The following is a 24,000-nucleotide window of genomic DNA, read 5'->3' as shown; positions in this document are numbered from 1 at the left end:
AACGTAAAGGAAACGTCGATAGGCGCGGCGGAGATTTCAGCGCGGACGCGCAGCGCGCGTCAGGTCAAAATGAAAGAGGCCGCTTTCGCGGCCCCGTTTCTTCGCCTGACATGTAAAAGCGTAATGCCTAGTGATTGCGGTATTTCTGGACGCGCGTGGTGCGCAGGCCGGCGAGGCCGTGATCGTCCAGGCTGCGCTGCCAGGCGAGGAATTCCTCGACCGTCAGGCGGTAGCGGGTGCAGGCGTCCTCCAGGCTGAGGAGGCCGCCACGGACCGCGGCGACGACTTCCGCCTTGCGGCGGGCGACCCACCGGCGGGTTTCCGGCTTGGGAAGATCAGCCAGGGTCAGCGGGCTGCCATCGGGTCCCATAACGTAATTTTCTGTTCGGCGCGGATTCATGGTCGGTCAGCCAATTCCCTTGTTTGTTATGACGTATGTCTTACCCCAAGCGTCCTAACAATCGGCTAAAGCAATCATCGACCATCGAGTCGATTTGTTAGCTTAATCATATGGTTAACGCCGGCTGAATCGGCTCAGCCGGCGTCTCCCATGCCCCCTCAATTACCGCTTCATCCGGATCAGCTCGTCGAGCATTTCGTCGGCGGTTGTGATGATTTTCGAGCTGGCCGAATAAGCCCGCTGAGTCTTGATAAGATTGGCGAATTCGGTCGCCAGATCGACGTTCGACGCCTCCAGAGTCGCCGAAGAGATTATTCCGGCGCCGCCGGTCTTGGGCACCTTCAGGGAGAAGTCGCCGGAGTCCCCAGAGATGCGGTAGGCGCCGCCGACTTCGGAGATCAGCCCGTTAGGATTCGGGAAGGTCGCCAGCGGCAACTGATAAACTTTCCGCACCACGCCGTCGCCGAAGGACGCCACGACGAAGCCTTCGTCATCGATGGAGATGGACGGATTATCGTTGAAGGCCGAGCCGTCAATGGCGGTGGAAACCAGCACGGACGGGCTGTCGAACTGGGTCAGGCCGCCGGTCTCGCCCGGGCCGCCGAGATTCAGCGCCACGGTCTGGGGCGATTCCACGCCGGTGGAGGCCGCCCAGGGAATGTCCAGAGACGCCGGAAGCGTGGTTCCCCCCGCATCGATCTGGCCGTTGGCGTCGAACGTCACGATACCGGTCGCGATCTGGCCGTCGACCAACGGCGGCGCGCCATTCACGTCGCCCGGCGGATCGGAATAGACCTCGACATGCCATTCGTTCGGATTGGCGCTGGATTTCAGGAAAGCGAGATTCAGCGTGCGCGAACCGCCCTGGGAGTCGTAAACGGTGATGGTGCGCGTGAAGTCCGGATCCACGGCGCCGGAGGCCATGTTGTTGGCCGTGGCGGTGGCGTCATAGGTGGCTTCCGCGGCGCTGATCTCTGTCGAGGCGCGCAGATTGGCGTTGATCTTGACGTTGCTGGTGGCCTCCGCGACGCCGGAGATGGAGCCGATATCCACCGGCTCGAGCGCGGTCAGGTCGGACGGGTTCGCCGTGACGCTGCCGTCCGGATTCACCGGCCAGCCTTGCAGATAATAGCCCGAGGAATTCACCAGCAGGCCGCTTTCATCGACATTGAAGGAGCCAGCGCGGGTGAACAAATAGTCCGAAGCCTGCCCGGTGGAGGCGGTCGGGCTGACCACGAAGAAGCCGGCGCCGGAAATGGCGAGGTCGGAGCTGTTGCCCGTGGCGGTCAGCTGGCCCTGCGTGTTCACCAGCTGGCGCGTCGTGGATTTGACGCCGCCCGCGGAATAGGAGCTGGAAGCCGAGGAATCGGCCTGGAACAGAGAGTCGAACAGGGTGTCGGTCCGCTTGTAGCCGACCGAGTTCACGTTCGCGATATTGTCCGAAATCGCGGCCAGGGCGCTGGAGTTTGCGGCCAGGCCGGTCGTTCCGGCGAGAAGCGCAGAGTTGATGGACATTGGAGAGTGCTCCCTTTGTTTGTGTCCTTATGTGAGGGAGCGCGTTTTGCGCTTTGTTTTCATTTCGCTCCCGTTTCCGGCGTTCTTGCCGATGGGGAGCGCCGGCCGTTTATTCAGGCGGCCGGGTCTTCAGTGGCGGGGGCTTGCGCCTCCCGCAAATCCTTGACCGATCCGAGCGCGACACGAAGGTCGCCGATCAGGAGGGCCGGCTCGGCCCCCGTGAAATCGGCGCCGGTGACGCGGCCAGTAACGGTGGTTCTGGCGGTAATCTTGTCGCCGTCCTCGTTCAGGGCGGTGACCTTCATCGTGTAGACGCCGTCTTCCAGCGGGTCCCCGTTATTGTCGGTTCCGTCCCAGACAAATTCGTGATCGCCGGATTCCAGCGCGCCTTCAGTCTCGAAGACCACGCGCCCCTTCTCGTCGGTCACGACCAGCTTATTTTCGGCCGCGTCCTGCGGCAGGTTGTAAGACCATTTCGCCTGGCCATCGATCAGCGGAGACTGGTTGGAAAACACCGTCGCCTCGCGGCCCAGATAGCTGGCGGTGGAGCCGAACGCGGCCGCGTATTGCAGGCCGATCATCGTCTCCAGGCTTTCATTCTGCTTGATCTGCTGCTCGACGCCGGAGAACTGGACCAGCTGGGTCATGAACTCGGTCGATTCCAGCGGATTGAGCGGGTCCTGATTCTTCATCTGCTCGGTCAGCAGGGTCAGGAAAGTCTCGAAATTATTGGCCAGTGACGCGGAGGCGTTGGTGGCGCCCGCCGCCTGTCCCTGTGATGCGATGCCGCCGATATCCATGGGGGCCTCCTTAAATCCTGACGCTCATGCCGCCGCGGGCGGCAAGGCGGAAGCCAAAGGCGTCCACGCTGCGCTCGACGGGGGTTTCGATCCGGGCTGTGGCCTCGGCCGCGCCATCAGCCGAGGCGATGGCCGGGGCGTTCGATCCGCCGCCCTGCCGCTGCGATCCGAATTGTCCGCCGGCATTATCCTGACGCAGGCCGAACTGCAGGCTGTCCTGCTGCAAATCCAGACCGGAATCGGCCAGGGCGCGCTCCAGCGCGCGGGCGGCCTGTTTCAGATCGGTGAGGGTTTCGGGGCGCTCGGCCAGCAGAATGGCATGGGCTTTCTTGTCGGCGCCGATTTCCAGCCGCACCTCGACCTTGCCCAACTCCGGCGGGTCCATACGGATCTCGAAGCGGCGGGAGCCATTATTGGCCTGCCGCGCAATATCCTTGGCCATGCGCGCCACGGCCGCCGCGTCGACATGCGGACCCGGGCGGGTCTGGGCCTGTTGCGTGGCGGCGCTGCGATCGGCGCGGGCGCCATCGGCGGCGCGATTCATCGTGTCCATCGCCCAATCGCCTTCGGGGTCGGCCATCTGACCGCCGTCACCCAGCTTTTCATTCATCGCGGCGGCCGCGACGGCGGTTTCCATGACAGGGGCCACGGCGCCGGGAGTTGTTGCAGACGGCGCGGAGGCCGCTGCCGTCTGGGGCGCGCCTGTTTCCGCGCCGCGATTGGCGCCGGCGGACTGACCGCCCGCGCGTTGCGCGTTCGCAGCGGCGTGGGCGGCGGCCAGCTGGGCGCCCGGCGTGGCGGAAGCCGCGCCCGTCGCGCTCTGGCGAATGGAAAGATTGAGCTTGCCGGCATCAGCGTCACCGGCCGCGGCGGCCGCCGCCTGGGCCAACGTTCTTGACGACTCTCCGTTCGACTGCGGGGCGGATTGCGCCGCGGTCTGAGCGGTTGCGGATTTCCCCGCCCCGGCCGCCGTTTGTGCATTGGCGGCGGACGGGTCAGCCTTGACAGCGACAGCGTCCGGCGCGGTCCGGCCCGCGCGGCTGCCAAAGCGGGATTCTATATTGCGCGCAAACTGTGCGGCAGCGCCTTCAGTCAGGGCGCCCGGGACCGGCAGCGCCGCACGGTCTGTCGGGTTGCCGATCACCGCGCCGGTTTTGGGGTCTGTGACCGGGACAACGCCGGGCTGTTCATCCGGAACGGGCAGCAGGGAGGGCGTGGTGTCGCCCGTCGCGGGCGGCTTCACGGTGATATCCCCGCCGGTCGGGGAGCCGCCATTATAATTAGGCTGCGCGCCGTCGGGCGAGATCGTGACATTGGCGAACAGGGCGCGGCGCGCGGCGGCTTCCGCCTGATGCGCTTCACGCGCGGCCATATTGTTCATCAGTTTGTGGGCGAAGCTGTTCAGGCGCATGGGGTCGCCCGCCGTGCCGCGGAAATCGCCCATTTCGGTGTTGCCGCGCACGAATGTCTTCGACCAGCGCAGACCCATCAGGGTGTTCAGGGTTTCCTGGTGCCCGGCCTGGGCCGCGGCGCGCTCGGCCAGCTCTTCATCGGACAGAAGCTGATAGCCCGGCGCCGAGGCAGCGGCGGCCTCGGGATTGGTGGCGACCGCCGCGGCGGCGTCTTCAGTTTCAGCGCCGGTGGTTTCAGCGCCGCCGCCAGACGAACCGGCCTTGCCGCTTTCGGAAGACGCGCCCGCGCCCGTGGAAGCGGCGGCTTTGAGGGTGCGCGCCAGGCCGCCATTATAATTGGCTTTGCCCGCGCCCGCCTCGCCGGTCGCCGCGGATCCCGCATTGGACAGCATGGAGGAGAACAGGCTGGCGTTCTTTCCGCCAGTCTTGCCTGTGGAGGCGGAGCCCCCCGTCGCGCCGGCGAAAACCAGATTCAGGAGATTGGCTGCGTCCATTGTGCGTATTTCCGCGTCTACCCTGTCCTGAGCGCACCCCGCGCCCGGTCCCTGCCTGACTTCAGCAAGGAGCAAGCCAGTTTTCAAAAACGCATAACTTATTGTTTTAACTGTCTATTTTTTGATTCACGTTTTTCAACCCGCCATTCTTGCCGGGTCGATTCTACCCCCCTGAGGGAAGAGTTTTCCGCCCCCGCCATTGCGGCACGCCGCTTGAAACAGAGTCCGCCAGAGCACTGCGCGGGCTGACGTCGCGCGGCAAAAGAAACGCGAAGAAACGCAAGAATGACAATGAGTTACGGGAAATCAGGCGCGCCCTCCGCTCTCAAGCGGACGGGCGGTTCTTGCCGGGCTCCACGGAAGTTCTTGCCGGGAAGGCGGGTTTGACGCGATGAGCATCAACGGAGTTCTTGGAAACGCCCTGACCGGTCTGCTGACAAGCCAGACCGCGATGCGCAACACCTCCAATAATATCGCCAATGTGAACACGCCCGGCTATGCGCGCGTCGATACGCAGTTTTCCGCGCGGTCCTATGCCGGCATCGGGGCCGGAGTGGAAATCGGCACGATCCGCCGCGTGGTCAGCGAATTTCTGGACGGCTCCGCCCTGCGCACAACTTCAGGGGCGAGCGAAGCGGAAACGCGCGCAGACCTGCTGGACCGCGTGCAGGCCCAGTTCGGTTCGCCGGATGATTCCGGCTCCATCTTCGCGCGGCTGCAATCCACCTTCACCAAGATCGGCGCGGCCGCGCTGGACCCCGCCAGCATCGCCGGACGCCAGTCCGCCATCAGCCAGGCCGAGCAGCTGTTCGATGAATTCTCCCGCCTGTCGGCCGAGATCCGGACGGTGCGCGCGGAAACCGACGCGCGGATCGGGGATTCCATCGGCAAGGTCAATTCCCTGCTGACCGAGATTCACGACATCAATGCCCAGATTTCCCGTCTGCACGCCTCGGGCGGCGATGTGACGGGTCTGGAAAACCGCCAGTCACAACTGATCGACGAGTTGTCGAAATATGTCGATGTGCGCACACAGGCCGGGTCGTCCGGCGGGGTGATCGTACGCACGGGCGACGGGGTGGAGCTGGTCGGCCAGACGCTGAAGACGTTTGAATATAACGCCTCCGGACAGGGCGGACTGAACGCCGCCTATTCCGCCATCACGCTACGCAGCGAAAACGGCACGGCCATCAATATCGAACCGCACATCCAGTCCGGCGAATTGCGCGGCCTTCTGGACGTGCGCGATCACGAACTTCCGGAACTCGCCGCCGAGTTGTCGGAGTTGGCGGCAGGCAGCGCCGATGCATTGAACGAGGCGCATAACAACGCCACCGCCGTTCCCGCGCCCGCCAGCCTGACGGGCCGCAATACCGGCCTTATGGCGGGCGATGCGTTGAACTTTTACGGGGCGACGACCGTGGCCATCACCAATGCGGACGGTACGCTGGCCCGGCGCGTGGATATCGATTTCGACGCCGGAACCCTGTCCGTCGATGGCGGCGGCGCCACGCCCATCGGGGGCGGCACGGTGGGCGATCTGGTCACCGCGCTGAACACCGCGCTGGGCGGCAGCGGGTCGGCCAGCTTCACGAACGGATCGCTGCAGATTTCCGCAGCCGGGGGCGGCGGCGTCTCCATGCTGCAGGACGAGGCCAATCCCAGCGATCGCGGCGGGCGCGGCTTCTCTCATTTCTTCGGGTTGAACGACATGATCGTGTCGGAGCGCCCGGCCTTCTTTGAGACGGGTCTCAGCGACGCCGACGCGCACGGATTCACGCCGGGGGAGACCCTGACATTCCGGGTGACCGGCGCGAACGGAACGGTGCGCGACATCGACGTGACGGTGGGCGGGACCAGCTTCGCGGACCTGCGCAACGCGATCAATGACGCGACATCGGGCATCGGCAATTACGGCTCTATCCAGTTCGACGCGGACGGGCAGTTGTCGATCAGCGAGAGCGGCGGCAATTCCATCCAGCTTGTCGGCGACACGACCAGCCGGGGCGGGACAGGCCTGTCCTTCTCCCAGATGTTCGGTCTGAGCCGGGAGGCGGCGGCCGGGCGGGCGGAGGCGTTCTCCGTCGCAGACCGCATCGCGAACAATCCAGAGCAGCTTTCCCTGGCGCAGCTGGACCTTGCCAGCGGCGCGGTGGGCGACACGGTGCTGTTCGCGGGCGACAATCGCGGCGGGCTGGCCCTGCAGAGCATGCTGACCTCGTCCCGCGCCTTTGACGCCGCGGGCGGGCTGAATTCCGCGCAGACCAGTCTTGAGCAGTTCGCAAGCCGCGTGGCCGGGGATATCGGCCTGCGCGCCGCCCGCGCCGATTCCGACCGGGCGAGCGCGCTGGCGCTGGCCGAACAGGCCGAGGCGAAACGGGCTGAGATTTCCGGCGTCAATATGGACGAGGAACTGGCCAACATGACCATCTACCAACAGTCCTATAACGCCTCGGCGCGCCTCATCCAGGCGGCCAAGGAAATGACCGACACCCTCCTCAACATGGTCTAGGGGATTTGAAGCCATGACGCGTATCGCAACATCTCAATTGAACCAGTCGGCGCTGGCCGACCTCATGCGCGCGCAACAGCAAAGCTTCGACGCGCTGCAACAGGTCAATAGCGGCAAGAAGGCGCAGGATCTCAAAGGGTTTGGCGCCGACGCGCCGGCGCTGCTTTCGGCGCGCGGGCTGCAATCGCGCACCGAAGGCTATCTGGATAATCTGAAAGTGCTGCAGAACCAGACCTCGGCGCAAAACCTGGCGCTGGAAAACGTCTATGATTCCGCGACCGGCCTGCGGGAAATCGTCACCAACGCCATGTCCGTCGATGACGCCGATGTTCTGATGCAGGAAGTGGAGCGCGTCTTCCTGGACGCGGTGAACGCCATCAATGTGAAACAGGGCGGGCAATATCTGTTCGGCGGCGTGAAGACCGACACGCCCCCGGTCAATATCAACTCAATGGCCGATCTGGCCGCCGCGGCCAGCGTCGACGACATTTTCGACAATGCGGACCGGGCGCGGGTCACGCGGCTGGACGATGACCGGATTGTGGAAGCCGCCCCGGTCGCCGACGAGGCGGCGCGGGAGCTGTTCGCCAGCTTCAAGCGGATTGCCGAATTCGACGCCGGGCCCAACGGTCCCTTCGGGGCCGACCTGACCGACGCCCAGCGAACCTTTCTGACCACCGAGCTGCAGAACATCTCCGGAGCGACGGACGATGTCAGCGCGGCGGTTTCCAAGAACGGCCTGCTGCAGTCACAGGTCGACGACGCCTTCGCGCAGCAGACGGCGAAGTCCGATTACCTGAAAGGTCTGGTCAGCGATCTGGAAGAAGTGGACATGGCGGAAGCCATCAGCCGGCTGCAGCAATCCCAGCTGGCCGTGGAGGCCTCGGCGCGGGTCTTCTCATCGCTCTCCCGCACCTCATTGCTGGATTTTCTGCGCTAGATCGCCTACCTGACGCGCTTGAAAAACAAGCTTTGTCGCGGGCCTTGACCCCGCGGGAGAGGATGAGATGAGCGTTATGACCGCCCCTGCGCCCGAAATGCGCGCCGGGCTGAACTCCCTTGGATTCGCAAAACCGCCTTCGGAAACCCGCGTGGTCGCCGCCATGTCGGGCGGCGTGGATTCGTCCGTCGTCGCCGCCATGCTGGCCAAAGAGGGCTATGACGTTATCGGCGTCACGCTGCAGCTTTACGATCATGGCGCGGCGCTGAAGAAAAAGGGCGCGTGCTGCGCCGGTCAGGACATCCATGACGCGCGCCGCGTGGCCGAGGCCTGCGGCATACCCCATTACGTTCTGGATTATGAAAACCGGTTCCGCGACTCCGTGATGGAGGACTTTGCCGACACCTATCTGGCCGGCGCCACGCCCATTCCCTGCGTGCGCTGTAACCAGAAGGTGAAGTTCAAGGACCTCCTCGAAACCGCCAAGGATCTGGGCGCGGACTGCATGGCCACCGGCCATTACGTGCAGCGCGTCATGGGCGAGGCGGGCGCCGAACTGCATCGCGGCGCCGATGACTCGCGCGACCAGTCCTATTTCCTGTTCACCACCACGGCTGAACAGCTGGATTACTTACGCTTTCCGCTGGGCGGTCTGGAAAAGGACGAGGTGCGCAAGCTGGCCGCCGAGTTCGGCCTGCGCGTGGCGTCAAAGCCTGACAGTCAGGATATCTGTTTCGTGCCGCAGGGCCGCTATACCGACGTGGTCGAGAAACTGCGCCCCGGCGCGGCCGATCCGGGCGACATCGTGCATGTCGACGGCCGGGTTCTGGGCCGCCATGACGGGGTGATCCACTACACGGTGGGTCAGCGGCGGGGCCTTGGCGTCTCCACGGGCGAGCCGCTGTTCGTGATCCGGCTGGACCCTGAAAACAGCCGCGTCATCGTCGGCCCGCGCGAGGAACTGGGCGTGTCGCGAATTGCGCTGAAAGAGGTCAACTGGCTGGGCGACGAGGCGCTGGATTCGGACGCTCTGGACGGCAAGCCGGTGCTGGTGCGCGTGCGCTCCACCCGGCCGCCGCTGCCCGCACGCCTCTCCACTAAAGGCGAAACGCCGCTATCGGTCATCATGGATGATCCCGAGGAAGGCGTGGCTCCAGGACAGGCGGCGGTTTTTTACGACGCCGCACGGCCGATGCGCGTCCTCGGCGGCGCCTGGATCACAGGCACGGAAAACAGCTAGAGGCGTTGAACATCGCCGGACGAAAGTCCGGCGATGTTCTGCTTCCCCATCAGCGCCAATGTGCGCGTAACTTCTTCCTTGAGGCGTGTCAGCGCGCGGGTCGCGCCCGCCTCCCCCGCTGCGGCAAGGCCGTAGAGATAGGGACGGCCCACGGAACAGGCCTTCGCGCCCAGCGCCAGCGCGATGACGGCGTGCTTGCCGCGCCGGATTCCGCCATCGCAGATCACGTCCAGCCTTCCGTCCGCGGCCTCGACGGCGGCGGCGATGCCGTCCACCGGCGCTGGAGCGCTGTCCAGCTGGCGGCCGCCATGATTGGAGATCATCACTGCATCGGCTCCGAGTTGGGCCGCACGCGCCACGTCCGCCGCACTCTGCAATCCCTTGATCACGAAGGGGCCATCCCAGTGTTCGCGCAGCCATTCGGCGTCTTTCCAGGTCAGCGTGCTGTCGAACTGGGTATGGATATATTGCAGCAGCGACATCGTCTTGCCCGACAGTCCGCCGCCGCCATGCGAGACATTCTCCAACTCGAACCCGCCGAAGCCCGTGGTCAGCGCCCAGTGCGGATGGGCGGCGAAAGACAGCGCAGATTTCAGGGAGAAACGCGGCGGGATGGTCATGCCGGTCTTCAGGTCCCGCTCCCGATTGCCCTGCACGGGCGTATCCACGGTCAGGCAAAGCGCGTCGTATCCGGAAGCCTTCGCGCGCTCCACGAACTCCGCCGTCAGGCCGCGATCCCTGAAAATATAGACCTGAAACATTTTCGGCCCCGGCGTCGCCGACGCGATATCTTCCATGCTGGTTGTGGCGAGCGTGGACACGGAATAGAGCGTGCCTGTGGCGTCCGCCGCCCGGGCCGCGGCCCGTTCGCCTTCGTGATGAAACAGCCGGGTCATTGCGGTGGGCGCAAGGAAGACCGGCCAGTCCAGCTTGCGTCCGAACAATTCGATCCCGGTATCCACCGCCGAGATGTCGTTCAACTGGCCGGGCGTGATCTCGTAATCGTCGAACGCGGCCGTGTTGCGTTTCAACGTCCACTCATCGTCCGCCCCGCCATCAATATAGTTGAACATCGGCGCCGGCAGGCGGCGGCGCGCGGCTTCACGGAAATCGGCGGTATTATAGAGGCGGTCCAGCTTCATGGGACGATCATAGGGGATGGGCCGCACGGGGAAAGCCATGCGGCCGGGTCATCTTCTGCCGGGATTGTTGCGGTGCGTCAGAGCCGGGTCCATATAGCGGGAAAGAGAATTTCAGACCTTGAATTGAGGAGCCCGCCATGTCCCAAGAATCCGATCCGATCGTCATTGTCGGCTATGCCCGCACCCCCATGGGCGGCCTGCTGGGCGAGCTTTCGGCCATGAACGCCAATGAGCTGGGCGCCGTCGCCGTGGAAGCGGCGCTGAAAGACGCCGGCGTCTCCGGCGATGACGTGACCTCCATTTACATGGGCAACGTGCTGTCCGCCGGTCAGGGCCAGGCCCCGGCCCGCCAGGCCGGCATCAAGGGCGGTCTGCCCAAAGGCGTCGAGGCGACCACGCTGAACAAGATGTGCGGATCCGGCATGCAGGCCGCGATCATGGGCCGCAATGCGCTGCTGGCCGGCGAAGGCGAGATCATCGTGGTCGGCGGCATGGAATCCATGACCAACGCCCCGCACCTGATGAACCTGCGCAAGGGCCACAAATACGGCTCCGCCGAGCTGCCGGACCATATGGCGCTGGACGGCCTGACCGACGCCTATGACGGCAAGCCGATGGGCTATCACGCCGACGAAGCCGCCAAGAAATACCAGTTCACGCGCGAGGCGCAGGACGCCTACGCCATCGAGACGCTCAGCCGCGCCCAGCGCGCGACGACCGAGGGCGACTTCAAGCGCGAGATCAGCCCGGTGACCATCGCCGACCGCAAGGGCGAGATCGTGGTGACCGAGGACGAGCTGCCCAAGCGCGCCCGTCCGGACAAGATTCCGTCCCTGAAGCCGGCCTTCCAGCCGGAAGGCACGATCACCGCGGCCAATGCCAGCGCCATTTCCGACGGCGCGGCGGCCATGGTGCTGATGCGCGCCTCCACGGCCAAGGACAAGGGCCTAAAGCCCATCGCCAAGATCGTCGCCACCGCCGCCCACGCGCACGAGCCGGAGTGGTTCACGACCGCGCCGGTCCCGGCGATGGAAAGCGTGCTGAAAAAATCAGGCTGGAAAAAAGACGATGTCGATCTGTGGGAAATCAACGAGGCGTTCGCCGTGGTCCCGATGATCGCGATGAAGGAAATGGGCCTTTCCCACGACAAGGTGAACGTCAATGGCGGTGCCTGCGCGCTGGGCCATCCCATCGGCGCGTCCGGGGCGCGCATCATGGCCACGCTCCTGGCGGCGCTGGAAAACCGCAAAGCCAAGCGCGGCGTTGCCTCGCTTTGCATTGGCGGCGGTGAAGCCACGGCGGTGGCTCTTGAAATGCTCGACTAAGCTCCTGATTTATACATGTGTCTTACCCTTGGCGGCGGATTGGGCTACAATCGGCCGCGGGGGGCGAACACCAATTCGGGAGCCTCAATATGCGTAACCAAATCGCAATTGCCGCCTCTTCGATCCTGGCGCTGGCTGCGACGCCCGCCATGGCGGGAGGCGACTGGGAAAACACTCTGAACGCACAGATTCAGGGTCCGCTGACCATCGGCACGGTTTCATTGACCGCGGAGATGGAAGAAACCGCCCAGAATGTCGGACCTGACGATGTTCAGGACCTTCTGGCCGATCTGCGCAGTGACGCCGAACAGTCGCTCGGCAAGGCCGGGCTTCTTGGCTCCGGCCCCTCCGCGGTGACGGTGAACCTGTATCTGGCCGATGCGGAGCCGAACCGTCCGACGCACTGGCAGCTGTCCGGCAAGGGCGTCTTCGGGGACTCCGACGACCCGCGCGCGCGTGTCTCGCAGTCAAACTCGCTCAGCCTTCAGAGCATTGCGCTCGGCGGCGTGGAAGTCACCGCCGAGTTCGTCGACCAGACCGGCGCGAGCCTTGGAACCGTGACCTATGATTACGAGGAAAACACCCTCGAGGACGTCAAGGGTTACGCCACCTGGACAACGGCCAATCGCGGCATCGAGCGCTTCGCGCGCAAGCTGCCGGGCAAGCTGACGCCGACTTCTTAAGGGACTTCGATCCATTTGTGCGTCTGAAGGCTCAGACGCCATTTCGGATGGTCCAGACAATAGCGATAGGCCGCGGCGGCGTTCTCTTGCCGCTGCGGCCCATCCATTGGCTGTAGCGAAAAGCGGCCAAACTCCAGCGATTCAAACGCAGACGGCTCAAGCCCGTCTTGCGGAAAGACCAGTTTCAGCTCGTCTCCGTGAAGCTGTTTCAGGGGCGCCCCGGCTTTCGGGCTGACGCAGAGCCAGTCGATGCCGTCCGGCGCTTGCAGCGTGCCGTTGCTCTCCACCGCAATCTCGAACCCTTCGGCGTGCAGCGCCGCCACCAGAGGGGCGTCCAGCTGAAGAATCGGCTCGCCCCCTGTACAAACGACCAGCGGATCGCCGCCCGCCGGCCAGAAGGATTTGACGTGGCGCGCCAGCGCCTCCGGCCCTTCAAACCGGCCGCCGCCGGGACCGTCCACGCCAACAAATTCGGTATCGCAGAACTGGCAGATGGCTTTCTCGCGGTCCTGCTCCCGCCCGGTCCACAGATTGCAGCCCGCAAAGCGCAGGAAAACGGCCGGACGGCCGGCCTGCGCGCCTTCGCCCTGCACTGTCAGGAACGTCTCTTTGACCGAATAGATTTTCACGCTGCGCTCCGCCATTCGCGCCAGCCCTTTTCGCGCAGATCGCAGGCCGGGCAATCGCCGCAGCCCGCGCCCCAGTCATGGGGGGTACGGTCGCCGCGGTAACAGGTATGGGTTTCCGTCACGATCAGACCGGTCAGCGCCGCCCCGCCCAGTTCGTCGGCCAGCGCCCAGGTCCGCGCCTTGGTCAGATCCATCAGCGGCGTCCTGATCGGCACTGGCCGGCCCATGCCGCGCTCCAGCGCGGTTTCCATGGCGTCCATCGTGTCGCGCCGGCAATCGGGATAGCCGGAATAATCCGTCTGGCACATGCCCCCGACCAGATCGTCTATATCGCGCACCGCCGCGCGCGCCGCCGCCGATGTCAGGAAGGCCAGATTACGGCCCGGGACAAAGGTGGAGGGCAATTCGCCCTCGGGCGCGGCAATCTCCTGATCGGCCGTCAGCGCGCTTTCGGCCAGCCGGCCGAACCCGGTCAGGTCGGCGACCAGGTCCTCGCCCATCTTCGCGCCCCATTCCGGAAACCGGACGGGAAATTCCCGCAGGACATTCGCGCGGCATTCCATTTCCACCGCATGGCGCTGGCCGTAATCAAAGCCGATGGTTTCCACTCTGTCATAGCGGGCGAGCGCCCATGCAAGGCAGACCGTGGAGTCCTGCCCCCCGGAAAACAACACCAGCGCGGATTGAGATTGTGCGGTCATCTATGCCCTAAATCGGTATTCTTTCGCCGCCTGTATAGCCCCCGACGGGAGTATTCGCATGAGCGAGCACCGCCTGATTTACAGCACGTGGCCCGACGCCGAAGCCGCGGAGGCCGCCGCGCGGACCGTAATCGCGGAGAAGCTGGCCGGGTGCGCCAATATCCTGCCCGGCGCCGTGTCGGTCTTTCAATGGGAGGGCAAGACCATGCGCGACCCCGAATGCATCATGCTGTTCAAGACCACGGCGGGAAGCGCGGAAACCCTGATCCGCCGGCTGGCCGACCTTCACCCCTATGACGTTCCGGCGCTCAGCGCGATCCCGCTGGACGAGACCGCCTCCCACGCGCCCTATCTGGCCTGGCTGGACGAAAGCTGCGGGGCGTGAAGCTTTCGTGAAATCTGCCGCGCCGGCGGCCCTCATTAAGATGCGTGAAACACCGTTCCCACAGAAGAACGCGGTAGATTTCCCTGCGCCTTTACCGGGTCCTTTGAATGGAACGCACTGTTGAATCCCTGATCGTCGACGCGCCCGCACTCCCGCCGGAAACGACCGGGGACGCGGCCTATGAGATATTCTCAAGCGACGAAAACCTGTTTGTCTGCGCCGTTGTCGATCATGGCCGCCCCGTCGGCCTGCTGAACCGCGACCGCTTCTATCAGCAGATGGCCGACCGTTTCGGCCGGGCGCTGTATTCCCAGCGCCCTGTAACCTTTCTCATGCAGGACGATCCGCTGATCGTGCCGCATGACACGCCGGTCGCTCGGCTGAACACGCATATTCTGGAATCCCGGCCGGCCGCGCTCCTGGACGGTTTCATCATAGCCGACGGGGATGGCAGATTTCTGGGCGCGGGCACGACATTCGCCCTGTTCTCCGCCGCCGTGGAAGAGACCGAAAGCCGCTCCGCCATGCTGGAACGGATGACGGTGGATCTGGAAACCGCCAGGCAGGAGGCGCTGGAGCACGCGCGCGTCAAAGGCGAATTCCTGGCCACGATGAGTCATGAAATCCGCACGCCGCTCAACGGCGTTCTGGGCCTGTCCAATGTACTCATCCGGGCCGGGCTTAATCCCGACCAGGAAAAGCTTGCCCGGACCATTCACGAATCCGGCGAGACGCTCTTGTCCCTGCTGAACGATATTCTCGACATGTCGAAAATGGACGCGGGACAGGCCGAGCTCAATCGCGAGCATTTCGATATCGAGTCGCTGGCCGAGCATACGCGAACCTTCTGGGATGCGCGGGCGCGCGAGGCCGGGTTGAGCTACGCCGTCGAATGCAAGTGCGAGATCAGCCGCATCGACGCCGATCAGGGCCGCATACGGCAGATCATCTCCAATCTCGTCGGCAACGCCCTGAAATTCACGCCTGAAGGCGGGGTGACCGTGCGCATCCTTTCCGAAGACAGCTCCGCGCCGGGGCGCGGACGGCTGCGCGTGGAGGTCGCCGATACCGGCATCGGCGTTCCCGCCGCCGCGCGGGAGCGTATTTTCGAGGCGTTCTCACAGGCCGAATCCTCACATACGCGCCGGTTTGGCGGCACGGGTCTGGGCCTGACCATCTGTAAGCGGCTGGTCGACATGATGGGCGGGGAGATCGGCTTCCGGAATCGCGATAGCGGCGGCTCGACATTCTGGTTCGACCTTCCAGTGGAAACCCCCGCGGGGGATCAGCGGCACGAGGCGGCGTAAACTTCGTTTCACGGCCGGCCCGGTCTGCGTCTAGAATTGGCGCGCCGCCGTCCGAAACGGGATTTGTCATGCCTGAATTTCTGATGCTGACCCAGACGCCCCTTTGGGAGGCGGCTCTGCGTCTGGTTCTGGCCGCTCTTCTGGCTTTCTCTGTCGGCTTTGAGCGCTACGTGAAGGACAAGCCGCTGGACGTGCGCCCTTTCATGATGGTGTCCGTAGGCGCTTGCCTGGCGGTGATCGCGACCATGGAGCTGGCGGCCACGGTCAATACCGAGCTGCCGGTCTCCGTCGATCCGGCCAAGGTCTTCAACGGAATTATCACCGGAATCGGCTTCCTGGGCGCCGGCGCGATGTTCCGCGCCGACGGCGCGGTGAACGGCGCGGCGACGGCGGCCAGCGTCTGGGTCATGGGCGCGGTCGGGATCTGCTGCGGCATGGGGCTTTACGGCCTTGCCCTGCTGGGCGCGCTCTCGGCGCTGGGCGTGTTGTTGCTGCTGGGGCCGCTGGCCGCGCAGACAAAGGATGGCATGGACGAGGTCGAGGACTCAGTGGCCCGGCAGCGCAACAACCATCACGATGAAGAGCCCTGATTTGTCTGCACCCGCCCCATGAGCCGCCCCGCGTCTGAAACCCCGCCCGTCGAAGACATTCACTGGGCCTGCGCCGCCGTGCTCGGCGCGCCGCTGGCGCCGCCGCGGCTGGTTGCGCGACTGTCCGGCGCCGCGCCCGATGAAGTCCTGAAGGCGCTGGCCGCCGAGCGCGTATTCAAGCGCCGCGTTTATGACGCCATTCAGGACAACGCCACGCTTCCCCATGACGCCCTGCCCGCAATCACGCTGGGCCGCGCCCGGTCATGGCTGACGGGCGAAACGGCGCGCCCGGCGAGCGGGGCGGAAACCCTGCTTGCGGCGCTGGAGCGGGACGGCTTCCGCGACGGTCTTGAAGCGGCGGGGCTGGACGGTGAATCCCTGGCGGCGGGACTGCGGCGAAGGCTGGCGCATCCGGAGTCGGAAATCCGCGGCGCGCTGGAAGTCGGGATCGCCGGCGAGTGCCGGGGCTGGGCGCTCCGCCCTGGCGGCGGAACGATTGCGCTGGACATCCTGATTGATGGCGAAACGCTGGCGCGCACGGAAACCGGAGTCTGGCGGCCCGATATCGCCGCCGCGCCGGAGGGCGGCGGCGCCTGCGGTTTTCATGTGTTTTTCGATATTCCGTCCCGGCTGCTTCAGCAGGAACGATTGAGTTTGCGGGTCGTGGAAACCGGAACCGGCCGACAGATCGGACCGGTTCATCATCTGACCGGCGCGGGCGGGCTGACGCCGGAGCGCATGGCCGGGGGCGCCGCGCGCATAGCGCCGCCGCTACACGCCGCCCTGCTGCGCGGCCTGACCCTGACTGGCCCGCCCGACAGGACGGAAGCGAGCCGCGTCAGCATCATCCCCTGCGGCCCGGACGATTCCCTGGAAGCCGCGCTGGAAAACGAAAGCGAAGCGGAAGTTCTGCCCCTGGGCGCGCGGCTGGCGGATGCCCGGAACGAGACCGTGATCCTGCAGGCGCCGGGCGTGAGGTGGCGGCCGGGGGCGATGCAATGGCTGTCCCGGGCGGTGCAGGCGAGCGGCCGCGCCGTGTTCTGCGACGGACAGACCACCGACAAGGCTGGAGAAGCGTCTCCCCTCTGGAAGCCGGGTTTCGATTATGACCTGCTCCTCCAGGGCGCTCTTCCCGGCGCGGCCATCGCGCTGCCGCGGCCTGACGCCCGGATAATCGCGGAAGAAGACCCGGCGTCGGATGCACGGATGATGGAAACCTGCCTCCGGTTCTGGGAGATGCGCGGGGATGCGGCGTTCCTGCATCTTCCCCTCATTCTGAGTCTTGCGCCTGAAAGCGCAGAACAGCCGCAGCCGGGCGCCCGTCAGGCCGTTGAGGCCCATCTGGCGCGGCGCGGCCTGTTGGCGGAATCAACGCCTGCGCTGGACGCTTTTACCGGCGCGGCCCTGCCCGGCCGGCTGGCCGTTCACTGGCGCCGCCGGGAAGCCGAACCGATCCGCGTCATCATTCCCACGCGCGACAAGGCGGAGGATCTGAAAACCTGTATCGACAGCCTTCGCGGAACGGCGGCGCAGCCCGAGGCGCTGCATATCACCGTGATCGACAATGGCAGCGCGGAGGACGCCACCGCCGCCTATCTGGCCACGCTGGAAGGATATGAGCGGGTGAGGGTCCTGCGCGATCCGCGTCCCTTCAACTGGGCGGCGCTGAACAATGCGGGCGCGGCGGACGCCGTCGAGCCAATTCTGGTCTTCGCCAATAATGATATCGAAAGCCTGACGCCCGCCTGGGACGCCATTGTGCGGGGGCAGATGCAAAGACCGGAGATCGGCGTTCTGGGGGCGCGCCTGCTTTATCCCGACAACCGGCTTCAGCACGCCGGGATTATCCGCGGGCCCGGCGGAGGCACGGTTCACGATTGCGAGGGCGATCCGGTGGACCTCGCCGCGCCGCGCAGCGACCTCACCCGGCTGGATCATGCCTGCCTTGGCGTCACCGGCGCGTTCCTGTGCTGCCGGGCGGAGGATTTCAGGGCGCTGGAGGGATTCGATGAAGGGTTCGCGGTCGCGTACAACGATCTGGATTTCTGCCTGCGCATGAAACAACGGGGGCTGAAATCGCTCTACGCGCCGGCGCTGACGCTGCGCCATGCAGGGTCGGGCACGCGCGGACCGGACGCCGCCAGCCCGGAGGCGCTGTTGCGCGGCGCCGATGAGTTTTCACGGTTCCAGTCCCGCCACGGCGAAGCCGCCATGACCGATCCGCTCGCCAATCCCAATTTCACGGGCCTGCCGCCGCGAACTCTCGTCTCGCCGATTTCGGAAGCCGGTGCGGACCAGCTTATCCGGCCGCCACGCGCGTAAAATTCTGCGCCGAAAGCCGGTCGCAATCCTCGGCCACCATGGTCTCGATCAGCAATTCGAAACTGGTCTTGGCGCGCCAGCCCAGAACCTCGTACGCCTTCGCAGGATCGCCGCAGAGGCTCAGGGAATCCAGCGGGCGGTATAGCGCCGGGTCGACGCGGACCAGGGTCTTCCCCGTTTTCCGGTCAATGCCGATCTCGGTCTCGTCCTCGCCTTCCCAGACGATGTCAAAGCCCAGCAGGGAGCCGGCCAGGGAACAAAGCTGACGGACGGTGTGCGTGCGGCCCGTGGCAATGACGAAATCATCGCCCTGCGGCTGCTGCAGAATGCGCCACATGGCGTCGGCGTAATCGCCAGCGTATCCCCAGTCGCGCCGGGCGTCCAGATTGCCGAGCGTGAATGCGCCGCAAGCGCCATAGGCAACCTGAACCAGGCTGTGCACGACCTTCCGCGTCACGAACTGGACCGGCCGCAACGGCGATTCATGGTTGAACATGATGCCCGACGAACAGTGCAGATCGAACGATTCCCGATAATTGACGGTCGTCCAGTGCGCCGAGGCCTTGGAGACCGCATAGGGACTCAATGGATGCAGCGCCGTGTTCTCGCGCTGCGGCGTCATGCGGGCGTTTCCGAACATTTCCGATGACGAGGCCTGGAAGAACCGGGTTTCCGGCGCGAAAGCGCGTATGTCTTCCAGGAATCGATTGACCGCGATGGCGTTCACATGGGCGTAGGCCACCGGATGGTTCCAGGACTCCGCGACCGAACTCAGCGCCGCCAGATTATAGATTTCGTCAGGCCGGTATTGCGTGAGCGCGGTGCGTATCTGGTCCGGATCCGTGATGTCCAGGCGGATTTTATCGATGTCGAGATCGACGCCCAGCGTTCTCAGGCTGGCGCAGTGAAAATCCGAAACATGCTGGTCCGCGCCAATTACCCGGTAGCCCTTCTCCAGAAGAAGACGGGAGAGATAGGCGCCGTCCTGGCCCATCACGCCGGTAATCAAGGCGATCGGCTTCATTCGAATATCACTTCCACCATGGGAAAAGCGCGTTCAACCACCACACATTAACCAGTGTATTCCGGGCGTCTAGAAGGCCAGCGCTTCGGACAGCCGTCTTGCGAACCGGTCCTGACTGTAAATCGACCCGATCAAGACGCTTCCACGTTCCGCGCGCACCAGCGCCGCGCCGTAATCTCCGTGTACGGCGCGCATCTGTTCAACTGCTGCGTCGGGATCGGGTTCCGCCCAATCTCCCAGCGATTCCGTCTGGTCCATCTTTTCATAGGGAACAGGCGTGAGGCTGGCCGCGACCGGATATCCCGTTTCCTCCGTGCAGAAATCGCGCGGGCCGGAAAAATCGGTGGAGACCACGGGAATGCCGAGCGCCAGAGAATGCGCCAACCCGTAACCGAATCCTTCGCCGCGATGCAGCGAGAGAAAACAGTCCGCCCCCGCAATCATGGCCCAGTATTCCTCCGCCGGGAGGTCTCCCAACACGATTTCAACACGGTCGTCGCGGGCCGCCAGGTTCTGGATCAGCGGCCAGTCCTCGCCCGCGCCCCAGTGATCCTCGTCAATACTGCGGATCTTCAGAACCAGCCGCACGTCCCTGTTCCCGGGAAAGGCCTTCTGGAACGCCTGAATGGAGCCGAGCGGGTTCTTGCGCGCCAGACCCGAATGGACATCGGCGATGGAAAGAAACGTGGTCGGCCCGGACCGTCCTGCGCGCGCCAGCCCTTGCGGAAGATCGATCGGCAGACCGATGGTCACCACATCCGCGTCATCGCCCAGCGAGGCCCGAACCGTGTCCTTGACAAACCGCGTGGCGGTCACCACCCGGCTGACGCGGGACAGCGCCTGCGCGTGCATTTCCGGCAGTCGCGTTGTCTCCCAGAACGGGAAAGCCACAGTATTACGCCGGGTCAGATCGGTATATTGCGCCGCATACATATCCAGAATGCGTTGCGCATTGGCGCAAAACAGGATGGTGCCGGTTTCAGGCTTCAGCCGCGAGGTGCGGCGTATGAATCCCGCTACGGGCCGGCTCAGGGCCTTGCGGCCGAAACCGTTCAGCGCCGTCGCCGCGCTGCGCGCCACATCGCCCAGTGAACGCTCGGTCTCTCCGATAACGGCCACGCCCGGTCCGGGCGTGGGAGCGATGTTTTCGCCATCCCGGATCGCCAGAAGAACAGCGCGCAAGTCTCCGGCCTCCGCTGGCCCGGCGCGCTCAAGAACGAAATCCACCCATGCCGGCTCGATCAGACGCCGCGCCCCGGCGGCGCCCGCATCGGAAATCGCGGCCAGCAGGCGCTCTGCCAGCTCGCTCCGGCTCAGGGAGCGCGCGTGAGACTCCCCCGCGTTGTCCAGCCGGTGCGCCGCCCAGCGGTTTATCTGCAGGCCATGGAGCGAATAGGCGGGTTCGGTCAGGCTGGCGCAATCCACGTCCAGACCCAGGCGCAACCACCGCCAGCCGCCGGGCAGGATGCGATTGGCCAGAGCCGCGGTCCGCCGCCAACGTTCGGAAGTCTTGAGTTGATCGTACAGGCCCGAACGGCGGTCTTTCCAGAATTCCAGAAAGAACAGCAAGGGGGCCTGAAAACCGGAAATCGTCTCCAGCTGGGCCAGCGCCTGAACATAATCGTCTTCGACGATCAGGTCTGGCGACAGCCGGCGGAGCGTCCGGTAGATCGCCAGATGATCCTCGAACGGCCAGTTGTCGGCATTGACCGGGTTAGAGGCCGGCAGCTTGGCGGCGAACATGTAGCGGCTAAGGAAACAGCACCCGGCAGATGCGGGCACGCTGTCCGGCGGCGCGCTGGCCGATAGCTTTTTCTGCGCGGCTTCCAACGCATCCTGTGAAATCGGCTCATCAAGCGCGGGCTTGAACTCCAGCCGCTTTTCGCCGGCCTGTACAATGACCCTGTCCTGCGCCGTCAGCGCCCGCGGCAGGCGCACGCAGCGCATGGAAAAGCCGGGGCGAACAGGCTCGGCGTCCATGACCGGATCGTCATTGACATGGATCCGGATGCTGCAATCGGGATCGCCTTTCCGGACAATGCCGATCAGGACGATTTCATCGCTGGCATATTCAAGGGGGTTCAGCACCCGGACCACCGCCGCGCCGCCATCGGTGCGGGCCGAGGCGGAGACCGCCGCATGATGTTCGAGCGCGGAGAACGCTCCGTCGATAACATTCAGGAAGGACGCCAGACGCTCGCCCTGCGACTGAAAATGCCCGGAGAACAGCGCCGCGCCTTCCGCCAGCGCCCGGACCGGAATGCGCTCCAGACCGCCCTCGAACTGATAGATCAGGTTCCCCAGCAAGGTGACCGGATCGCGGCCCGCGTCGCTCAACAGCTCCCGCGCCCATTCCAGTTCCGGCTTGTAAGGATGACGCCCGGCCAGAAGCTGATAGAGCCGCGCCAGGAACGCATCCGTCGAAGCCGGCGGGCCGGGACCGTCAGGGTGCTCATTCAAACCGGCCATAAATGCTCCCCGAACGCCGCCTCTTCACAATCCAGCTTTGCCGGCCAAATGAACAATCCAAGATGACAGCGGTTTGAACCGTGCCCAAAGACCGCGTCAAGATACAGACCAAACTGCGCTTACCCGTGTAACGTAAAACGGCGCTTCGAGCGGGCCTCAAAAAACCTGCTGTTCAGCCTCGCCGCTTGAAGGGCGGGAATAAACTTGGCACAGCGGCGCGGTTGGGCGGCTTTGAAGATTGGAAAAGGGGAACACGGGTGAAGGGAATCATACTGGCGGGGGGCAGCGGCACGCGGCTTTATCCTTTGACCATTCCGGTGTCGAAACAGGTCCTGCCTGTCTACGACAAGCCTATGATCTATTATCCGCTCTGCACGCTGATGCTGGCCGGAATCCGCGAAATTCTGGTGATTTCCACCCCGCGCGACGTGGAAACCTTTGAAAATCTGCTGGGCGACGGCTCGCAGTGGGGCGTGCGCATAGAATACGCCACCCAGCCCAAGCCGGAAGGACTCGCACAGGCCCTGATCATCGGCGAGGAATTCACCAATGGCGATCCGTCCTGTCTGGTTCTGGGCGACAATCTTTTCTACGGCGCGGGGATGACCGCGCTGCTGAAGCGCGCGGGGGAGCTGACCTCGGGCGCGACCGTGTTTGGCTATCGCGTCGAAAAGCCGTCCCGCTACGGCGTTGCGACGGTCGACGACGCCGGCCGGGTCACCTCCATCGTCGAGAAACCCAAGGACCCGCCCTCCAATCTCGCTGTCACGGGCCTTTATTTCTATGACGGCAAGGCTGCGGAAATGGCGCGGTCCCTCAAGCCCTCGCCGCGGGGCGAGCTGGAAATTACCGATCTGAACCGGCTCTATCTGGAGAAGGGCCAGCTTTCCATGGAAACCATGGGCCGCGGCTATGCGTGGTTCGACATGGGCACGCACGACTCGCTGGCCGATGCGACCAATTTCATCCGCACGATCGAAACCCGGCAGGGCCTGAAGGTCGCCTGCCCGGAGGAGATCGCCTTCCATAATGACTGGATTTCCGACGACCAGCTTACGCGTCAGATCGATGCGCTGGGCCGCAACAAATATGCGGGCTATCTCTCCCGCCTGCTTTCCAGCTAGCGGGCGGGATTCTTTCCGCGCTTCTCGTTCGCCATCAGGTGCAGGACATAGCCCATCGCCCGGTACAGCCGGTCGATATCGCTCTCGCCGGATTCATCGGCCGGCGGCTCCAGCCCGAACAGCGCGTCATGGTCCACGTCCGGCGCGAAACGCCGGCGCAGGGTTTCATTGCTCTCCCGGAACGAATCCATGACGGCTTTCGCCAGCGGAAACGGCATCCGGCCTGAAACGAACGCCTCTTCCGGGAGGCGGTCTTCCAGATAACGATAGACGACATTGTCGTGCGGCCCTTCGAACAGGAAGGGCGCGCGCTGGAACACCTCCATCAGGGCCGGGTCGAAACCCGGATTGATGCGGCCCGGGCGCGCCAGCCCGTCCCCGTCAATGCCCGCGCGGGCGCAGAAATCGGTCAGCAAATCGCCGCCCGTCAGCGTCTTCTCGTTCAGCCAGACCATTTCATAGGCCTCTTCCGGGATCGCCGATTGCGTCCAGGCCGACCAGATCCCTTCATAGTCGGGCGTGGTCCGGTTCAGGCATTGCTCCACCCATTCCTCCAGCGTCAGGCCCGCCTTCACCTGCCACTGCTTCCACGCGGCGTAGATCCACGCATCCTGACGACGCACATAATGCAGGACTTTCAGGTCGAACCTGTCCGCCATTCCTTCGAACAGGGCCGCCCGCTCTCGTCGCCCCAGCGTTTCGGCGGAAATGACCGCGATTTTCACGCGCCGGTCCTGCGAGGCCTTTTCCAGGGCTTCGCGGATGCCTGCGCCGGCCGATTCAGGGTCCTTGGCCTTGTCCTCCAGCCAGAAATTGGGCGGACGGCGGATTTCAGCCTCGTTCGAAAATTCGAAATCCTTGCCGGCCGTGGCCACGCCGCGCTCCAGAAGCGCCGCCTGATTGTCGATCAGGAAGCGTTGAATGCTGGAGCTGCCGGCCTTGCTGTGGCCGATATGAAGAACAACGCGCATATTTTCTCTTCTGGT

General features: G+C 64.6%; 20 protein-coding genes. 10 read left to right on the top strand and 10 right to left on the bottom strand.

What is annotated here, in order from left to right:
- Positions 1–127 precede the first annotated feature (127 nt).
- The 4 genes from sciP to L338_RS03750 all read right to left on the bottom strand — a co-directional run bounded on the left by sciP (position 128) and on the right by L338_RS03750 (position 4,621).
- The gene (sciP, locus tag L338_RS03765) at positions 128–400 is read right to left on the bottom strand and encodes a CtrA inhibitor SciP (RefSeq protein ID WP_022697028.1); all 273 of its coding nucleotides are present in this window, start codon (positions 398–400) and stop codon (positions 128–130) included.
- 162 nt (positions 401–562) lie between these two features.
- Positions 563–1,915 (bottom strand): flagellar hook protein FlgE, encoded by a 1,353-nt coding sequence (locus tag L338_RS03760; protein ID WP_022697027.1) that lies wholly within the window; start codon positions 1,913–1,915, stop codon positions 563–565.
- A gap of 113 nt (positions 1,916–2,028) precedes the next feature.
- Positions 2,029–2,715: a flagellar hook assembly protein FlgD gene (locus L338_RS03755; RefSeq protein WP_022697026.1), complete on the bottom strand. Its 687-nt coding sequence runs from the start codon at positions 2,713–2,715 to the stop codon at positions 2,029–2,031.
- Between the two features lie 10 nt (positions 2,716–2,725).
- Positions 2,726–4,621 (bottom strand): flagellar hook-length control protein FliK, encoded by a 1,896-nt coding sequence (locus L338_RS03750; protein ID WP_022697025.1) that lies wholly within the window; start codon positions 4,619–4,621, stop codon positions 2,726–2,728.
- 391 nt (positions 4,622–5,012) lie between these two features.
- On the opposite strand from L338_RS03750, the gene flgK reads away from it, so the two are divergent.
- The 3 genes from flgK (at position 5,013) to mnmA (ending at position 9,313) form a co-directional block, all read left to right on the top strand.
- Positions 5,013–7,133 (top strand): flagellar hook-associated protein FlgK, encoded by a 2,121-nt coding sequence (flgK, locus tag L338_RS03745; protein WP_022697024.1) that lies wholly within the window; start codon positions 5,013–5,015, stop codon positions 7,131–7,133.
- A gap of 13 nt (positions 7,134–7,146) precedes the next feature.
- The gene (locus L338_RS16310) at positions 7,147–8,073 is read left to right on the top strand and encodes a flagellin (protein ID WP_081639456.1); all 927 of its coding nucleotides are present in this window, start codon (positions 7,147–7,149) and stop codon (positions 8,071–8,073) included.
- A gap of 76 nt (positions 8,074–8,149) precedes the next feature.
- The gene (gene mnmA / locus L338_RS03735) at positions 8,150–9,313 is read left to right on the top strand and encodes a tRNA 2-thiouridine(34) synthase MnmA (RefSeq protein ID WP_027068255.1); all 1,164 of its coding nucleotides are present in this window, start codon (positions 8,150–8,152) and stop codon (positions 9,311–9,313) included.
- Here the strand turns inward: mnmA and L338_RS03730 are convergent.
- Positions 9,310–10,494, bottom strand: a complete 1,185-nt coding sequence (locus L338_RS03730) for an alpha-hydroxy acid oxidase (protein ID WP_022697021.1) — start codon at positions 10,492–10,494, stop codon at positions 9,310–9,312. The two genes, mnmA and L338_RS03730, sit on opposite strands and share 4 nt — an antisense overlap.
- A 98-nt stretch (positions 10,495–10,592) precedes the next feature.
- On the opposite strand from L338_RS03730, the gene L338_RS03725 reads away from it, so the two are divergent.
- Together L338_RS03725 and L338_RS03720 are read left to right on the top strand one after the other, a co-directional pair.
- Complete coding sequence (locus L338_RS03725) at positions 10,593–11,780, top strand: thiolase family protein (protein WP_022697020.1); 1,188 nt, start codon at positions 10,593–10,595, stop codon at positions 11,778–11,780.
- A gap of 89 nt (positions 11,781–11,869) precedes the next feature.
- Positions 11,870–12,463, top strand: a complete 594-nt coding sequence (locus L338_RS03720) for a hypothetical protein (protein WP_022697019.1) — start codon at positions 11,870–11,872, stop codon at positions 12,461–12,463.
- Here L338_RS03720 and queE read toward each other — a convergent pair.
- Positions 12,460–13,107 (bottom strand): 7-carboxy-7-deazaguanine synthase, encoded by a 648-nt coding sequence (gene queE, locus L338_RS03715; protein ID WP_022697018.1) that lies wholly within the window; start codon positions 13,105–13,107, stop codon positions 12,460–12,462. The two genes, L338_RS03720 and queE, sit on opposite strands and share 4 nt — an antisense overlap.
- The gene (queC, locus tag L338_RS03710; RefSeq protein WP_022697017.1) at positions 13,089–13,793 is read right to left on the bottom strand and encodes a 7-cyano-7-deazaguanine synthase QueC; all 705 of its coding nucleotides are present in this window, start codon (positions 13,791–13,793) and stop codon (positions 13,089–13,091) included. The genes queE and queC overlap by 19 nt, the downstream gene beginning before the upstream one ends.
- Positions 13,794–13,851: 58 nt before the next feature.
- On the opposite strand from queC, the gene cutA reads away from it, so the two are divergent.
- The 4 genes from cutA to L338_RS16300 all read left to right on the top strand — a co-directional run bounded on the left by cutA (position 13,852) and on the right by L338_RS16300 (position 18,397).
- Positions 13,852–14,178, top strand: a complete 327-nt coding sequence (cutA, locus tag L338_RS03705; protein WP_022697016.1) for a divalent-cation tolerance protein CutA — start codon at positions 13,852–13,854, stop codon at positions 14,176–14,178.
- A gap of 107 nt (positions 14,179–14,285) precedes the next feature.
- Complete coding sequence (locus L338_RS16305) at positions 14,286–15,485, top strand: sensor histidine kinase (protein ID WP_022697015.1); 1,200 nt, start codon at positions 14,286–14,288, stop codon at positions 15,483–15,485.
- A gap of 68 nt (positions 15,486–15,553) precedes the next feature.
- On the top strand, positions 15,554–16,075 hold the full coding sequence (locus L338_RS03695; RefSeq protein ID WP_022697014.1) for an MgtC/SapB family protein: 522 nt from the start codon (positions 15,554–15,556) through the stop codon (positions 16,073–16,075).
- A gap of 18 nt (positions 16,076–16,093) precedes the next feature.
- The gene (locus tag L338_RS16300) at positions 16,094–18,397 is read left to right on the top strand and encodes a glycosyltransferase family 2 protein (RefSeq protein WP_022697013.1); all 2,304 of its coding nucleotides are present in this window, start codon (positions 16,094–16,096) and stop codon (positions 18,395–18,397) included.
- Here the strand turns inward: L338_RS16300 and L338_RS03685 are convergent.
- Positions 18,375–19,421, bottom strand: a complete 1,047-nt coding sequence (locus L338_RS03685; RefSeq protein ID WP_022697012.1) for a GDP-mannose 4,6-dehydratase — start codon at positions 19,419–19,421, stop codon at positions 18,375–18,377. The two genes, L338_RS16300 and L338_RS03685, sit on opposite strands and share 23 nt — an antisense overlap.
- Before the next feature lie 69 nt (positions 19,422–19,490).
- The gene (locus tag L338_RS03680; RefSeq protein ID WP_022697011.1) at positions 19,491–21,890 is read right to left on the bottom strand and encodes a glycosyltransferase; all 2,400 of its coding nucleotides are present in this window, start codon (positions 21,888–21,890) and stop codon (positions 19,491–19,493) included.
- 257 nt (positions 21,891–22,147) lie between these two features.
- On the opposite strand from L338_RS03680, the gene rfbA reads away from it, so the two are divergent.
- Positions 22,148–23,014: a glucose-1-phosphate thymidylyltransferase RfbA gene (gene rfbA, locus L338_RS03675; RefSeq protein WP_022697010.1), complete on the top strand. Its 867-nt coding sequence runs from the start codon at positions 22,148–22,150 to the stop codon at positions 23,012–23,014.
- Here rfbA and L338_RS03670 read toward each other — a convergent pair.
- Positions 23,011–23,985 carry a hypothetical protein gene (locus tag L338_RS03670; RefSeq protein WP_022697009.1) on the bottom strand — a complete coding sequence of 325 codons (975 nt, stop codon included), beginning with the start codon at positions 23,983–23,985 and terminating at the stop codon, positions 23,011–23,013. The genes rfbA and L338_RS03670 overlap by 4 nt on opposite strands.
- Positions 23,986–24,000: the final 15 nt, after the last annotated feature.

It is taken from the genome of Euryhalocaulis caribicus (assembly GCF_000412185.1).
GTDB classification, from domain to species: Bacteria; Pseudomonadota; Alphaproteobacteria; order Caulobacterales; family Maricaulaceae; genus Euryhalocaulis; species Euryhalocaulis caribicus.
The sequence above is the reverse complement of the archived record's forward strand: the minus strand, read 5'-3'. Positions and strand labels throughout refer to the sequence as shown.

What these genes read in the sequence shown, in the direction of transcription:
- L338_RS03670 (WP_022697009.1), bottom strand. Translation starts at nt 23,985, where the DNA reads ATGCGCGTTGTTCTTCATATCGGCCACAGCAAGGCCGGCAGCTCCAGC.
- L338_RS16310 (WP_081639456.1), top strand. Translation starts at nt 7,147, where the DNA reads ATGACGCGTATCGCAACATCTCAATTGAACCAGTCGGCGCTGGCCGAC.
- L338_RS03755 (WP_022697026.1), bottom strand. Translation starts at nt 2,715, where the DNA reads ATGGATATCGGCGGCATCGCATCACAGGGACAGGCGGCGGGCGCCACC.
- L338_RS03720 (WP_022697019.1), top strand. Translation starts at nt 11,870, where the DNA reads ATGCGTAACCAAATCGCAATTGCCGCCTCTTCGATCCTGGCGCTGGCT.
- L338_RS16305 (WP_022697015.1), top strand. Translation starts at nt 14,286, where the DNA reads ATGGAACGCACTGTTGAATCCCTGATCGTCGACGCGCCCGCACTCCCG.
- flgK (WP_022697024.1), top strand. Translation starts at nt 5,013, where the DNA reads ATGAGCATCAACGGAGTTCTTGGAAACGCCCTGACCGGTCTGCTGACA.
- queE (WP_022697018.1), bottom strand. Translation starts at nt 13,107, where the DNA reads ATGGCGGAGCGCAGCGTGAAAATCTATTCGGTCAAAGAGACGTTCCTG.
- cutA (WP_022697016.1), top strand. Translation starts at nt 13,852, where the DNA reads ATGAGCGAGCACCGCCTGATTTACAGCACGTGGCCCGACGCCGAAGCC.
- L338_RS03750 (WP_022697025.1), bottom strand. Translation starts at nt 4,621, where the DNA reads ATGGACGCAGCCAATCTCCTGAATCTGGTTTTCGCCGGCGCGACGGGG.
- L338_RS03680 (WP_022697011.1), bottom strand. Translation starts at nt 21,890, where the DNA reads ATGGCCGGTTTGAATGAGCACCCTGACGGTCCCGGCCCGCCGGCTTCG.
- L338_RS03695 (WP_022697014.1), top strand. Translation starts at nt 15,554, where the DNA reads ATGCCTGAATTTCTGATGCTGACCCAGACGCCCCTTTGGGAGGCGGCT.
- L338_RS03760 (WP_022697027.1), bottom strand. Translation starts at nt 1,915, where the DNA reads ATGTCCATCAACTCTGCGCTTCTCGCCGGAACGACCGGCCTGGCCGCA.
- L338_RS16300 (WP_022697013.1), top strand. Translation starts at nt 16,094, where the DNA reads ATGAGCCGCCCCGCGTCTGAAACCCCGCCCGTCGAAGACATTCACTGG.
- L338_RS03725 (WP_022697020.1), top strand. Translation starts at nt 10,593, where the DNA reads ATGTCCCAAGAATCCGATCCGATCGTCATTGTCGGCTATGCCCGCACC.
- L338_RS03685 (WP_022697012.1), bottom strand. Translation starts at nt 19,421, where the DNA reads ATGAAGCCGATCGCCTTGATTACCGGCGTGATGGGCCAGGACGGCGCC.
- L338_RS03730 (WP_022697021.1), bottom strand. Translation starts at nt 10,494, where the DNA reads ATGGCTTTCCCCGTGCGGCCCATCCCCTATGATCGTCCCATGAAGCTG.
- mnmA (WP_027068255.1), top strand. Translation starts at nt 8,150, where the DNA reads ATGACCGCCCCTGCGCCCGAAATGCGCGCCGGGCTGAACTCCCTTGGA.
- queC (WP_022697017.1), bottom strand. Translation starts at nt 13,793, where the DNA reads ATGACCGCACAATCTCAATCCGCGCTGGTGTTGTTTTCCGGGGGGCAG.
- sciP (WP_022697028.1), bottom strand. Translation starts at nt 400, where the DNA reads ATGAATCCGCGCCGAACAGAAAATTACGTTATGGGACCCGATGGCAGC.